At 64.5% G+C, this 13,301-nt stretch carries 14 protein-coding genes; 4 read left to right on the top strand and 10 right to left on the bottom strand.

Translation table 11 applies throughout. The annotated features are described in order from the left end of the window. Window positions 1-52: 52 nt before the first annotated feature. Together FGL95_RS08015 and FGL95_RS08010 are read left to right on the top strand one after the other, a co-directional pair. Window positions 53-508, top strand: a complete 456-nt coding sequence (locus tag FGL95_RS08015; RefSeq protein WP_169585677.1) for a redoxin domain-containing protein — start codon at window positions 53-55, stop codon at window positions 506-508. A gap of 14 nt (window positions 509-522) precedes the next feature. Further along, complete coding sequence (locus FGL95_RS08010) at window positions 523-1,116, top strand: permease (RefSeq protein WP_169585676.1); 594 nt, start codon at window positions 523-525, stop codon at window positions 1,114-1,116. Window positions 1,117-1,180: 64 nt separating this feature from the next. On the opposite strand, the gene FGL95_RS08005 is transcribed toward FGL95_RS08010, so the two are convergent. From FGL95_RS08005 to FGL95_RS07980, 6 genes are all read right to left on the bottom strand, one after another. Further along, window positions 1,181-2,050: a DUF559 domain-containing protein gene (locus FGL95_RS08005; RefSeq protein WP_169585675.1), complete on the bottom strand. Its 870-nt coding sequence runs from the start codon at window positions 2,048-2,050 to the stop codon at window positions 1,181-1,183. A 107-nt stretch (window positions 2,051-2,157) separates the two neighbouring features. Continuing rightward, entirely contained in the window at window positions 2,158-4,881 is a 2,724-nt protein-coding gene (locus FGL95_RS32890; RefSeq protein ID WP_169585674.1) for an AAA family ATPase, read from the bottom strand. A gap of 58 nt (window positions 4,882-4,939) precedes the next feature. Continuing rightward, complete coding sequence (locus FGL95_RS07995) at window positions 4,940-5,119, bottom strand: tautomerase family protein (RefSeq protein WP_169585673.1); 180 nt, start codon at window positions 5,117-5,119, stop codon at window positions 4,940-4,942. A 9-nt stretch (window positions 5,120-5,128) separates the two neighbouring features. Beyond that, complete coding sequence (locus tag FGL95_RS07990; protein ID WP_169585672.1) at window positions 5,129-5,320, bottom strand: hypothetical protein; 192 nt, start codon at window positions 5,318-5,320, stop codon at window positions 5,129-5,131. Further along, the gene (locus FGL95_RS07985) at window positions 5,308-6,681 is read right to left on the bottom strand and encodes an FAD-binding oxidoreductase (protein ID WP_169585671.1); all 1,374 of its coding nucleotides are present in this window, start codon (window positions 6,679-6,681) and stop codon (window positions 5,308-5,310) included. Before FGL95_RS07985 ends, FGL95_RS07990 begins: the two co-directional genes overlap by 13 nt. Window positions 6,682-6,767: 86 nt before the next feature. After that, window positions 6,768-8,381, bottom strand: a complete 1,614-nt coding sequence (locus tag FGL95_RS07980; protein WP_169585670.1) for a LuxR family transcriptional regulator — start codon at window positions 8,379-8,381, stop codon at window positions 6,768-6,770. Between the two features lie 70 nt (window positions 8,382-8,451). On the opposite strand from FGL95_RS07980, the gene FGL95_RS07975 reads away from it, so the two are divergent. Continuing rightward, window positions 8,452-10,074 (top strand): alpha/beta hydrolase, encoded by a 1,623-nt coding sequence (locus FGL95_RS07975; protein ID WP_169585669.1) that lies wholly within the window; start codon window positions 8,452-8,454, stop codon window positions 10,072-10,074. A gap of 1 nt (window position 10,075) precedes the next feature. Here FGL95_RS07975 and hisI read toward each other — a convergent pair whose 3' ends face one another. Further along, complete coding sequence (hisI, locus tag FGL95_RS07970; RefSeq protein WP_169585668.1) at window positions 10,076-10,426, bottom strand: phosphoribosyl-AMP cyclohydrolase; 351 nt, start codon at window positions 10,424-10,426, stop codon at window positions 10,076-10,078. A 44-nt stretch (window positions 10,427-10,470) separates the two neighbouring features. Between hisI and FGL95_RS07965 the strand changes: the two genes are divergently transcribed. Then, window positions 10,471-10,962: a hypothetical protein gene (locus tag FGL95_RS07965; protein WP_169585667.1), complete on the top strand. Its 492-nt coding sequence runs from the start codon at window positions 10,471-10,473 to the stop codon at window positions 10,960-10,962. Here FGL95_RS07965 and hisF read toward each other — a convergent pair. From hisF to priA, 3 genes are read right to left on the bottom strand one after another with little or no spacing between them, the layout of a single operon-like run. Further along, window positions 10,959-11,732: an imidazole glycerol phosphate synthase subunit HisF gene (gene hisF, locus FGL95_RS07960; protein WP_169585666.1), complete on the bottom strand. Its 774-nt coding sequence runs from the start codon at window positions 11,730-11,732 to the stop codon at window positions 10,959-10,961. The genes FGL95_RS07965 and hisF overlap by 4 nt on opposite strands. Before the next feature lie 28 nt (window positions 11,733-11,760). Then, on the bottom strand, window positions 11,761-12,564 hold the full coding sequence (locus FGL95_RS07955) for an inositol monophosphatase family protein (protein WP_169585665.1): 804 nt from the start codon (window positions 12,562-12,564) through the stop codon (window positions 11,761-11,763). Then, the gene (priA, locus tag FGL95_RS07950) at window positions 12,561-13,298 is read right to left on the bottom strand and encodes a bifunctional 1-(5-phosphoribosyl)-5-((5-phosphoribosylamino)methylideneamino)imidazole-4-carboxamide isomerase/phosphoribosylanthranilate isomerase PriA (protein ID WP_169585664.1); all 738 of its coding nucleotides are present in this window, start codon (window positions 13,296-13,298) and stop codon (window positions 12,561-12,563) included. Before priA ends, FGL95_RS07955 begins: the two co-directional genes overlap by 4 nt. Window positions 13,299-13,301 lie beyond the last annotated feature (3 nt).

Genomic DNA, 13,301 nt, shown 5'->3' with positions numbered 1-13,301 from the left:
ATCATCATCCCAGCCACACCGAAGACAACGTCGCACCGGTAGTGTCGGTTCAGTGAAGCAAGGTGATCGGGCACCACAGTTTGCACTGCAGGATCAATCGGGGACGACGAGGTCGTTGGACGACCTACTCGCCGACGGACCTGTCGTGCTGTTCTTCTATCCAGCGGCCAACACGCCGGTGTGCACCGCGGAGGCATGTCACTTCCGTGACCTCAACAGCGAGTTCGCGGCAGTCGGCGCATCGCAGGTCGGCATCAGTGTCGACCCCGTCTCCGTGCTGGAGGGCTTCGCCGCCAAACAGTCGCTCGACTATCCGTTGCTGTCCGACGCCGACGGCACTGTCGCGACCCAATTCGGAGTCAAAAGGGGCATTCTCGGCAAATTGGCACCCGTCAGACGGCAGACTTTTGTCATCGACACCGACCGCACGGTGTTGAAGGTGATCGCCAGTGAGTTGCGAGCCAACACGCATGCGGACCAAGCGCTCGACTTTCTGAAGAACCGATAGGGAGGAGACGGTCGATGAATCCGCAGAGCGAAGCACCCCCCGTAACAACAGGTAAGCCGGCTGCGCAAGTCTGGATCCGACGCGCGATCTTGGCCGCCGTCGTGCTGGTCATTCTGGTCGTCATGTACTTCGCGCTGTCGGCGTTCATTCCGCGCTGGTGGGGTATCAAGATCGGCAACATCGCCAATCAAAGCTTCACCCGCGGAATCGGGACCGGCCTCGTCATCGGCGCGGTGTGTACTTTCGTGCCACTTTTCCTGCTCCTGATCGGCGGCCTGCGATTTCGCAAACGCGGCGGCAAGGTCATCGGCGGAATAGCCGTGGTTCTGGCGTTCATCGCAGCGATTCCGAACCTCATGACCCTCACGATCGTCCTCGGCAGCGGCAACGGCGCCCATTCCGGTCAGCGCAGTCTCGACGTCGAAGCCCCCGGCTTCCGTGGCGCAAGCCTGGTCGGCGCGATCGTTGCCGTCCTCGCCTGGATTGCCGTGGCCTTCTTCGTCACGAGATACAAGGTCCGCGGTAAGCAACTACGTAAGGCCCGCGACCGCGAGGCCCTCGACATCGCCGCCGACCGCATCGAGCGCGCAGACCGTCCACACCCCTAGTTCCGCCGAGTGGACTCTCAGTGCTCAGTATCGCCTCGAAATTGAGCACTGGGAGTCCATTCGTTTACACCGGTGCGCCGGCCTCGCGCAGAATTTGACTAATTTGGCGCATTAGTAGCGCGCGTCCGTACATCAACTGCCGCTTCTTGACTCTGATCACGCGCCACCCCGCGGCTTCCAGTGCGTTCCACCGCTCGACATCGCGGTTGCGTTGCTCGTAGTTGAAATGGTCGTCGCCGTCGTATTCCACCAGGACCCGCCACTTCCGCCAGCCGAGGTCCGCGCGACCGATGAACCGCCCGTCGGCGTCGTAAACGTGAACTTGGGAGTCCGGCCGTGGAAAACCGTCTGCGATGATCGCCATGCGAGTCCTCGTTTCCCACACCGACTCGGCACCTTCGTCCGAAAGCTCGATGACCTCGCGAAGTTGCACCAATCCCCGTGCCCCGGGCTGACCGTCGGCGTACTTCGACAGTTGCTCGCGCGTGAGGCCGGTCGCTTGGTAGATGGCGTCCACAGCCTCGACCGCACGGTCGAGCGGCAGGCGTCGGCCGAGATCGAATGCAGTCCGTTCTGGTGTTGTGACGGTTAAGGAGCGCCGCTGCTGTCGGTCGGCATCGGCCAGCCGCTCGCGAAACAGTTCAATGCCGGCCGGAGTTCGGCGGTGACATACCGAGCTCAGACCGCCCGGCTCGCTGTCATCGATCCATTTGGCTCCCAGTACGGCCGCCGCCGACCAGCCCGCGAGCGTGCCACGGCCGCCCGACCAGCACCAGACCGCTTGCGCTCGAACCGTCGCATTCACTTCGATGTCTTTGTGCACGTAGGTGTCCGGGTAGAGCCGGACGTAGTCGCGGTCCACTTGGTACCGGCACAAAAGACCGTTCTTCAGGACATCAGAACGACGAAACGGTCCCGGGAGTGGTTCTGTCACGGTCAGACGTTGACACACCCTGATATGCGCTCTTCAGCAAAAGCCCAGGTCGCAGATTGCCCTGTGGATAGCCATCCCTCTGTGGATAGGCGCCCGCCCTTAAAGCCTTAGAGGTACTGACCTGGCCGATCGTCGATCTTCTCCTCGACGTCGGGGATGTCGACTAGTCGAATGAGCCGGACTTCGTCGGTGTCGGGGGTCTTGGGCATGCTCGTCAGGCGGACCGCTTGGCGACCGAGAATCGCCTCGAGCAGGTTGCGGGCAGCCCTCGCGTTGCCGAAGCCGCGGTCGCTTTTCTGCGCGGCGAGCATCCCAGAGACGCGCTGAGGCACGCCGTCTTCCATTCGAAGGCCGGATTCGCGGACCATCGTCTCGAAGATCGCGCTCAAGTCGTCTTTGGTGTAGTCGGGGAACTTGATGCGGCGCGCGAATCGCGACTCGAGACCGGGGTTGGACATCAAGAAGGTGTCCATCTCGCGCTCGTAACCTGCGACGATCACCATGAGGTCGCTTCGGTGGTCTTCCATCATTTTCACGAGGCTGGCGACGGCTTCGTGACCGTAGTCGTTGGATGAATTCGGGGGCGTCAACGAGTAGGCCTCGTCGATGAACAGCACGCCACCGAGCGCACGTTCGACAGCCGCGCGGACCTTCGGTGTGGTCTGCCCGATGTAGCGACCGATCAAGTCGGCGCGCGATACCTCGACGATGTGACCTGAAGTCAGCAAGCCGACCGAACTGTAGATCCGCGCCAAAAGCCGCGCGACCGTTGTCTTTCCGGTACCGGGATTGCCGGTGAACGCGAGGTGGCGGGCCGGCGGTGCGACGACGATCCCCGCGTCGCGACGCAGCTTGAAGGCTGCGGCTTCGGCACGCAGCAGCCGGACCTCATCCTTCACTTTGTCCAACCCGACGAGCAGGTCGAGCTCGCCCATCGGATCGCCGACCGCGATGACCGCGCCAGTGACGTCCTCCGGAAAGTCCTCGACCGTCACGTCGACCTTGTTCTCACCGGTCCGCATGCGGGCAGCGACGACCGAGTCCGACGCGAACGCCGACGCCAGGTGACCGTTGCGCAAGTTGCGGAACGGCGGTGTCGCCTTCAGCTTGGCTCCGGCCGCTGCGACGGTGTCGTCGTCGACCGTGCAGCCGAGACGAACGACCTTCCGACGGAACAACTCCGCAAACGCGGCTTCGTCGAAATCCTTGGTGACGGCGGTCCGGAACTCGCGGGCCAGCGCGGGGTTTGCGCCGTAGACCGCGCGATGGCCGTCGACTCCGCAGAGCGCGATGACGTCGAGACTCTCGTGTTCGTCGAGCAGTCGCTGGAACTCGCGGATCAGGCTGCGGTCGACCTCGGTCGAGGTGACCAACTCGTCGAGTCCGTCGACGACGAGCACCCGCTTGCCGACGCACGCCGCGACCTCGAGACGCAGGACTTCGATCGCGGTCGCGGTCGTGCGGTCGGTGAACAATGCGGCGGGGATCCAGCGAGTCGGTTCGTTGACGCCGACGCGGCGGAACGCGTCGGCGACCATATCCACCGCGACGCCTTTACCGGTCCCCTGCGGCCCCGCGATCAGCAGCCGCATTGCCGATCCGCCACTTTCGGCGGCAGCGATGATGGTCTGCTTCAGTTCGGGCTGCCCGATGATCGAGAGGTCGTTCTTCTGCGCGGTTGCGTCGTCCGCTGCAAGGACCGGTTCGGCGTCGGCGACCGCGGTGGCCTTCGCGATCGAATTGATCACCCGACGACGAGTGACCATGCCGCGCACGCTTTCCTCGAAGTCGTAGACCGGGACCGACGACGACTGCGACGAGTACCTCGTCTGCGCGCGATTCGGCAGTCCGTACGCGGCTCCGTCGAGTCGCCGTGCCATGTCCAGCCACGTGCGAACATCGCCGAGATGGCCGTCGACGCTGAGGCGGACCAGCCAGCGGACTGTGGCGTCCTGCCACTCGGTCGTGTCGAACGCGGCGGACAACTCTCCCATCTTCGTATCGACCTCTTTGAGCACGTCGACGCCGATCGATGCCACCAACGCCGGTGGTACCGACTTCACCCCCGCTGCGAGGAGCAACTTCGACAGCGCGAGCGGAAGCTTCTCGCCACCACCCGCATTCACCAACTTCCGATGAATTGCGACGAAACCGTCTGCCGCCCAGGTCATGTACCCGACCGGACCGCTCAGCTCCGGCAACACGTTCACGATCTCTTCCGACGCTTCCGCGCCCCACAGGTCCGCGAGTTCGTCGTTCGGTGCGGACAGGTCGAACGAGTGCTTGAACGGGTCAGCGGCACGTTCGTCGATCAGTGCCAGTAAGGCTTGGCGACGGGCTTCGATCGGTTCGAGACCGTCGTACACCTCGACGCATTCGCGCAGCATCGCCAGGCCGATCTCGCGTCGCGCGGGATCCTGCGTGGCGGCATCCATGATCACCCAACCGGGCGGACGCCACCGCCCGTCCTGACCACGAATGAAGTTCCACCGAGGCCGCGACCGGTCCATGCTGACGAACAACGGATCGGTGATGGTGAAGACCTTCTCGCCCCAGTACCCCGACCGCGCAGCGCACGCCCCGAACAGGAACGCCAAGACACCGTCGATCGTGTCTGCAATGCCGTTTTTCGGTTCTCGATACGCCTCGTTGGCGTTGCCCGACCACTCGGCGACCCGTGGGTCCGCGACCAACTTCAGCGCACGGCTTCGCATCTCGTCGAGTAGCCCATCCGGAATCCGCCACGGGCCGTAGGAGTACAGATCCAGGATCGGCTCTTCGACGTACGAAAGCTCGAATTCCTCCGGGACCGAGAACCCAATCGTGCTCACCCCTTAAATCTACCGAGGCTGACCCCCCCCACCGCGGGGCGATGGAACCCGACGAGCCTCAGCCCAACGGTTTGCCGCCCACACCCCAGTGCTCGCGAGGGATGTCGGTGACCGTGACCCACACTGCGTCGGGGTTCTTCCCTGTCGCGTCGGCGTAGGCCTTGGTGACCGCGGCGATGGCGGCTTGCTTCTGCTCGGTCGTCAATCCGGGCGTCTGACTGATCTGAATCAAAGGCATGGACCGAATCTACGGCTGTGCCAATGCGTACGTCTCGGTGACCGGGTCGAAGGAGACAAGCTCCGCAACTGTCATGGCCGCCAACCACGTTCGAGTCTCGCCCTCCCCCAGACCGCTGGCGTCGGCGATCTGGAGGCAGGTTGCCGGGGGCAGTTGAGTCATGGTCGCGATCAGCCACTCACCGGATGTCAGGGCGTCCATGGCTTGATGTTGTGGTTGAGGCGAAAGACGTTGGCCGGGTCGTACTCTGCCTTCACACGAGTAAGTCGGTCGTAGTTGTCGCGTCCGAATCCGGAGACGATGCGGTCTTCGCCTTCGTTGCCGATGAAGTTCAGGTACACCGCGCCCGTCGAGTACGGCTGCAAACCCGCGACGGCATTGCGCGCCCAGGAGATGACGTAGTCGTCGTCAGCGGGGTCTTCCCACAACCCGAACGGATGCACCACCCACGCCGCACTCCGATGCGGCTGCGGCCAATTCTCGGCGTGATCGGCGACCGCGCCACCCCAAGGGAGGATCAGATGCTGCGACGGCGACGGCACCAACATCGCTTCACCCTGTGCAATGAACACGTCGATCGCCTCGTCCGACAACGCGGCAAGATGCTGCGCAGACCAATAGTTGCGGAATCCCGGCGGATCGTCGAGCGCGGACTGAATCTCCGTGTACGGCAGCTCGGCGATCATGCTCGCGACCGGATTCAACGCGAGCAACGGTGCGATCGCCGAACGCATTTCGGCCTCGGAGCCGGCATAAGTGGCGATCATGCCGATGAGCCGCCGGCCCTGCAGCTCGTCGGGAACGAAGGGCAACGGTGGACCGGTCAGATAGGCCATGCCACCACCGAGGTCGAGGGGCAGGCCACGGTCGACCATGTCGCGATACGTCCGCAGCAGGGTGCGAGCAGTCTCGGGCAACCACAGCAACAACGCGAACGCCGTGACCGGCAACGGCTGCAGCGCGAAGACGAAACGTGTTGCGACACCGAAATTTCCGCCGCCACCGTGCAATGCCCAGAACAAGTCCGGGTTCTCTTCGGCACTGGCAGTGACCTCGCGTCCGTCGGCCGTGACGAGGTCGACGGAGATGAGCGCGTCGGACGCGAGCCCGAATTTGCGTTCGAACCAGCCGGACCCACCCCCCAGCGTCAGGCCGGCGACGCCCGTCGACGACACGCGCCCACCGACAGTTGCCAGACCGTGCGGCTGACATGCGCGGTCGACATCTGCCCAGGTTGCACCCCCTGCGACCGTGGCAGTGCGGGCGTCTGTGTCGACGCTGACCTCGTTCATCAGTCGCAGATCGACGACCAAGCCGCCGTCTATCACGCTCGCTCCCGCCACGCTGTGCCCGCCGGACCGCACCGCAATGTCGAGGCCCTCCCGCTGCCCATAGGCCAGCGCTGCCTTCACGTCCTCGACCGTCCTGCATTGGGCGATCACGGCGGGCCGCCGATCGATCATCGCGTTGAAAATCTCGCGTGCGTCGTCGTAACCGGGATCCCCCTGCGTCAGAACGATTCCCGCGAAGTTTTGCTGCAAACTTACATGTGTCCTAGTCATACCTTCGAGGTTAGAAATCCGGGGACGCCCACACATCGGGCGAATACCTGATCTTTCCGACGAGGTCGTGCAGCAAATGATGTACGTCAGACCAACGCGTTCGCCCGCGCCCAAGCGACGGCGGCGGTCCGCGACGAGACACCCAGCTTGGCGTAGATGTTCGCCAGATGACGCCCGACCGTCTTCTCGGTGATGAACACCTGCGCAGCGACCTGCTTGTTTGTAGCGCCCTGGGCGATGCACGCGAGGATCTCGACCTCGCGAGCGGTGAGCCCACCAGGCCGTTCGGAACGATCGAGCCTACGCACGTCGGGCTCGGCTCCGAGCTGGCGATAGATCGCGAGCGCGGTCGCAACGTCGGCATCGGCGAGTTCATTGTCCCCGATGCCTTTGTGCGCCAACGCCATCCATTCGTACACCTGCGCAAGACTGTAGCGCGTCTGCTGCTCGCGATAGTCTCGCGCCGCAGCCTGCAGCGCCCGCAGCCCCTCATCGAACGCACGTCGCGTGACCAATACTGCTCCGCGGCAATGGCGCGCCCACGCTCGAAAGCCCGGACTCCAATATGCCTCTGCGAGCGATTCCAGTTCCTGGCAACATGTTTCGGCTTCGTCGACTTTGTCGAGCGACAGCGCGACGAGCACGGCGCTCGGCAACAGTCGCGCCCGGCCGACGCGATCTTCGCAGTCGAGCGCAGACCGAAGCATCGTCCACGCCGCTGCGCCCTTCCCCATGGCGAGTTGCAACAAGGCCTCGCCAGGCTGCGGCTCGATACCGAGTTCACGCGCACGCGCGTAAGCCGCCATTGCCTGATCTGTGTCGCCCCGCATCCGCCGCACGTCGCCGAGCTGATGAAAGCCGGCTCCCGCTATCCAACCGTTCAGGTCGGTCAATGCCTCACTGGCCTCGATGAGCAGGCGCTCGACGACCTCGAAGTCGCCGTCGAACCCGCGCAATTGCAGCCGATGAATGCGGCAGATTCCGGTAACCATCACAGCTTGAGGCACGTTCGCCGACCAGCGTTCCAGCGCGTCGGTCCAAGACCGCATGCGTCGCACATCGGCAAGCAAGTGACACGCATGAATCACGGTGCAGTACACGTCGGTGGCCCACAGCGGCGGTACTTGATCTGCAAGCACCGGAAGCATTGCCTCATCGAGTTTCGCGAAGCCCGCCACGGTCCGACATTCCTTCAGATCCGCAAGTCCGGACAAGACCAGACCCAGCGATTCGAGCGCAGGTGCGTCGTAGCGCGAACTCATCTGCTGCAATGCCGGAGCCTGGACCGTCGTCGGCTCTAGATCACCGAATTCCAGCGCCAACATGGCATCGAGGTAGCCGAGGTAGCCATGCTCGGGCCCTTCGGGTACCTCGGCGAGAATCCGCTTCGCGCGATTGATCCACCCCGATCCGATGGCGATGTCGCCGCGGGTAATCCACGCCAGACCCAGTTCGACGGCTTTCATCCCGGCACGCCGGGTGGAACCTGCTTGTTGCAGTCGCCGAAATACCTCCTCGGACGTGCACAGCGCATCTTTGACGATCCCGAGCCACCACGCGGCCTCGCCGAGCGCATCGAGCTCGTCTGTATCGAGCTCGCAGCACCCGCGAGCCTCGTCGAGGCACCGATATGCCTCACGCCAATCGCGGCGCAAGCACGCAGCCCGCGCCGTTTCGCGCAATACGTCCGTGTCGGCCATTAGATCCTCGAACTCAACGGTAGACCTGCAATGATGTCCCGACCGAGGTATTCATCCGCGAGGAGCCAAGATGTCGATCCCCGACCAACCGCCGCCGCCAACGCCGGAGCAGCCGTCGTCCGCACCGCCGAAAAAGAGCAAACGCGGCCTGCTGTTTGCGTTCGTGGCTTTAGCAATCGTCGCCGCGGTGGTGATCGGTTTCGTCATCTTCAAGCTCGTGACAAAGGACGACAAGTCCGACGCCGCGCCAGCAGGTTTGGAAAAGTACTACACCCAGACCGTCGATTGGGGTCCCTGCAAGGGCTATGAGGCCGGTGGCAGCCGCATCAGCTTCGGACTCCAGTGCGCGCGCATCGACGTTCCGGTCGACTACGACAATCCCGACGGCGACCAGGCGAAAATTGCCATCTCGCGGACCCGGGCAACCGGCAAGAAGATCGGTTCGGTGCTGATCAACCCGGGCGGTCCGGGTGCGTCGGGCCTGCGGCTTGCGGGCCTCGGTATCGGCACCGAGATCGGTGAGCGCTTCGACGTGATCGGCTTCGATCCGCGTGGCATCGGCGCGTCGACACCGACGATCAAATGCCTCGACGACAAAGAAAAGGACGCCGACCGGCAGGACCTCGATATCGACAACTCCCCTGCGGGTATCAAGGAGCAGGAAGACGAGACCAAGCGCGACGTCGAAAAGTGCGTCGAGCGGACCGGCAAGGACTTCCTGGCGCACGTCGGCACGCGCGAGGTTGCCCACGACATGGACGTCATTCGTGGCGCACTCGGCGACGAGAAGTTGACCTACATCGGCATCTCCTACGGCACCCACATCGGGTCGGTGTACGCCGAGACCTTCCCCGACAAGGTCCGCGCGATGGTCCTCGATGGCGCGGTCAACCCGGCCGAAGACGTTCGCGAGTCCCGGATCAAGCAGTGGACCGGCTTCCAGAAGGCCTTCGACAAGTTCGCCGCCAAATGTGCCGAGAAGCCCGATTGCCCGCTCGGCACCGACCCCGCGCAGGCAGTCGCCGCGTATCGTGCCCTCGTCAACCCGCTGATCGAAAAGCCTGCGACAACACAAGATCCGCGCGGACTGGGCTACAACGATGCGATCACCGGCACCATCCAGGCGCTCTACAGCCCGGAACTGTGGGACAAATTGACGACCGGATTGACCGAACTGAAGGCCAATCCGCAGAAGGGCGATGCGCTCCTCGCCTTGTCGGACGACTACTTGGACCGCCGTGAAGACGGCACGTATGCGAATCAGGACGACGCGCATACCGCCGTCCTGTGTGTGGACAAGCCTGCGGAGACGGACCGCGCGGAACTCGGCGAGCTCGACACCGAGATCCGTAAGGTCGCGCCGTTCACCGATGACGGTCACGGCACTGGAGCAGCACCGCTCGGCTCGTGCGCGCTCTGGCCGGTTCCGCCGACGTCGCAGCCGCACGAGATCACAGTCAAGGGCTTGCCCGACATCGTCGTCGTCTCGACCACCGGCGACCCGGCCACGCCGTACCAGGCGGGTGTCGACCTCGCCAAGCAGCTCGGCGGCTCGCTCATCACGGTCGAGGGCACTCAGCACGGCGGCACGTTCAGCGAAATTGCCTGCGTCGACGATGCCGTTCTCGCCTACATCAACGACCTCACGAAGCCCGCTGAAGGGCTGACCTGCAAGGCCGACGACAAGAAGTAGCTCAGACCTGCTTCGGCGCGAGCAGCACGTCCGCGTCGAAGCAGGTGTGCGTTCCGGTGTGGCAGGCGGCACCGACCTGGTCGACGATCAGGAGCACGGTGTCGCCGTCGCAATCGAGCCTGACCTCGTGGACGTACTGCGTGTGGCCGGACGTCTCACCCTTCGTCCAGTACTGCTGACGCGAGCGCGAATAATAAGTGGCGCTGCGGGTTTCGAGGGTGCGAGCGAGCGCCTCGTCGTCCATCCAGGCCATCATCAGCACATCACCGGTGGCCTTCTCCTGCGCGACCGCAGCGAACAGTCCGGCGTCGTTGCGCTTGAGGCGGGACGCGATTGCGGGGTCGAGGCTCATGCCTTCAGCGTAACGGGGCGCGCTACGCGATAACGTCGTCGTCCATGCCGACGAGCTTGCGAGGTGACGTGACCAGGTTTCGAACTACCGCTGCCGTCGTCAGCGTCACCGCACTGCTCATCGGTGCTGGTGCAGCTATTGCGCTCGCCCCCAACGGCAAGCGCGAAGACCACACGACACGCATGACGCCGACAGAGGCCACGTCGACGAGAGCGCTCGCGATCGACCGCACGCCACCGGTCATCGAGTACCAATCGGCCGCGGAACCAGTCGTCTACACCGGCGACTGCGGGCCGACGGCAGCACCGGTGCGGGCGAGCGTTCCCAAGGCCGCCTCAGTGCGCCTCACCTGGACCGAGCCGGCAGGAGCGCTCAACTCCATCGACATGATCTGGGGACCCGACGAGTGGACCGCATCGCTGGGTCCGTTTGCCGACCCCGGCGCCGTGACATGGAACGTCGAGGCAATAGATGCCGAAGGCAACCGAGCAGCCGGCCACGAGCGGACCCTCGAAGTCGCCGCGTGCGCGGGCTAGCGGACGATGATTCCCTCGGCGCGCATGGCGTTCTTGACGTCCGATATGCGCAGATCACCGAAGTGGAAGACGCTGGCCGCGAGCACCGCATCGGCGCCGGCTTCGACGGCGGGGGCGAAGTGCTCGATCGTCCCAGCGCCGCCGCTCGCGATGACCGGAACGTGCACCGCCGCCCGGACCGCGCGGATCATCTGCAGGTCGAAGCCCGCCTTGGTGCCATCGGCGTCCATCGAGTTGAGCAGGATTTCGCCGACGCCCAATTCCGCGCCGCGCAACGCCCACTCGACCGCATCGATGCCGGTCCCTCGCTTACCGCCATGCGTCGTCACTTCCCAGCCCGACGGCGTCGGCTCCTGACCTTCCGGCACGGTGCGCGCATCGACAGACAGCACGATGCATTGCGAGCCGAACCGTTCGCTCAACTCGCGCAACAACTCCGGGCGCGCGATCGCTGCGGTGTTGACCGACACCTTGTCGGCACCTGCCCGCAACAGTCGGTCCACGTCTTCGACGCTGCGCACTCCCCCGCCCACGGTCAGCGGGATGAAAACCTGCTCGGCGGTCCGGGTGACGACGTCGATCATCGTGCCTCGGTCCGACGTCGATGCGGTGACGTCGAGGAAGGTCAGCTCGTCTGCACCTTGCGCGTCGTAGATGGCTGCCAGCTCGACGGGATCGCCTGCGTCACGCAGATTTTCGAAGTTGACACCTTTGACGACACGTCCCGCGTCGACATCGAGGCATGGGATCACTCGCACCGCGACTGTCATTGTTTCCCCCGTCGCTTCGCTCGCCCCGTCACGCGGACACCTCCGCATTCACGATTTCCAACAGATCCTCATGCACGCCCGGTGCAGCAGCCAGCACGGACCGCGACGAGATCGACCACGGCTCGCCGGCAAGGTCGGTGACGACGCCACCGGCAGCCCGGACCAGCGCTACACCCGCGGCGTTGTCCCACGGGTGATGTCCGAACACCACTGCGCCGCCGAGCACGCCGGCTGCGGTGTAGGCAAGGTCGACGCCGGTCGACCCGTGCATGCGGAGACGCGACGACAGGCGGCTCAACGCGCCGAGCAGTTGGTGCCGGTAGTCGCCGGGAATCACGCCTCGGCTCTCGACGTTGAAGGCACCGAAGCCGATCATCGACGTTGCGAGAGTGGCGGTTTCGAGTGGCGGCAGCGGTACGTCGTTGCGCAGCAAAGGACCGCCGACCATCGATTTGTACCGTTCACCCAGCAACGGAAGCCACGTGAGGCCCAGGACCGGCTGACCGTCGTCGACCAACGCGAGCAGCATCCCGGCAAGCGGCAGACCCGCGGAGTAGTTGTACGTCCCGTCGATCGGATCGAGCACCCACGATGTGCCGGTCGAGAGCTCCGGACCGCCGAACTCCTCGCCGTGCACCGGAATTCCGGTGCGCTCCAACAGTTCCGCCGAAAGAGTGCGCTCCAGCTCGAGATCGATCTCCGTCGCGAAGTCGTCGTGACCTTTGCGGACCGCGCTCGGTGCACCGACGCCCGCGACGAACCGCTCTGACGCAGCGTCGAGCAGGTCGCTCGCAATCGCAAGCAGCGCAGCGGGTTCGGCGGTCAGGCTCATCGAGCAGAAACCGCAGCCAGCGCTTCGACCAAGGTGAAACGTCCCGCGTACAACGCTTTTCCGACGATCGAGCCCTCGACGCCATCGGGCACTAGCTCGGCGATCGCGACGAGGTCCTCGATGGTCGAGACACCGCCGGACGCGATGACAGGCGCATCTGTTGCAGCGCACACGTCGCGCAACAGGTCGAGGTTCGGACCGGTCAGCATGCCGTCCTTGCCCACGTCTGTGACCACGTAGCGGGTGCAGCCGTCGCGATCGAGGCGTTCGAGCACCTCCCACAAGTCACCGCCGTCGCTCACCCAGCCACGACCGCGCAACCGATGCTCGCCGTCGATGATCCGCACATCGAGACCGACGGCAATCCGGTCGCCGTACTTTGCAATCGAGCGTGCGCACCACTGCGGATCTTCGAGCGCGGCGGTGCCGAGGTTCACCCGGGCACAACCGGTGGCAAGCGCGGCTTCCAGCGATTCGTCGTCGCGGATTCCGCCGGACAGCTCGACTTTGACGTCCAGTTCACCGACGACTGAGGCGAGGAGCTCACGGTTGCTGCCGCGACCGAACGCGGCGTCGAGATCGACGAGGTGCACCCACTCGGCACCGTCGTTCTGCCACGCCAGGGCGGCGTCGCGAGGCGAGCCGTAGCTCGTTTCGCTGCCGGCAGCTCCTTGGACAAGACGTACAGCTTCACCGTTTGCAACGTCGACGGCAGGCAATAAAACGAGGCTCACGTG

Source organism: Antrihabitans stalactiti (assembly GCF_012932915.1).
GTDB lineage: Bacteria > Actinomycetota > Actinomycetes > Mycobacteriales > Mycobacteriaceae > Antrihabitans > Antrihabitans stalactiti.
Note: the sequence above shows the minus strand (reverse complement) of the source record. Positions and strands in the feature narration are given on the sequence as shown.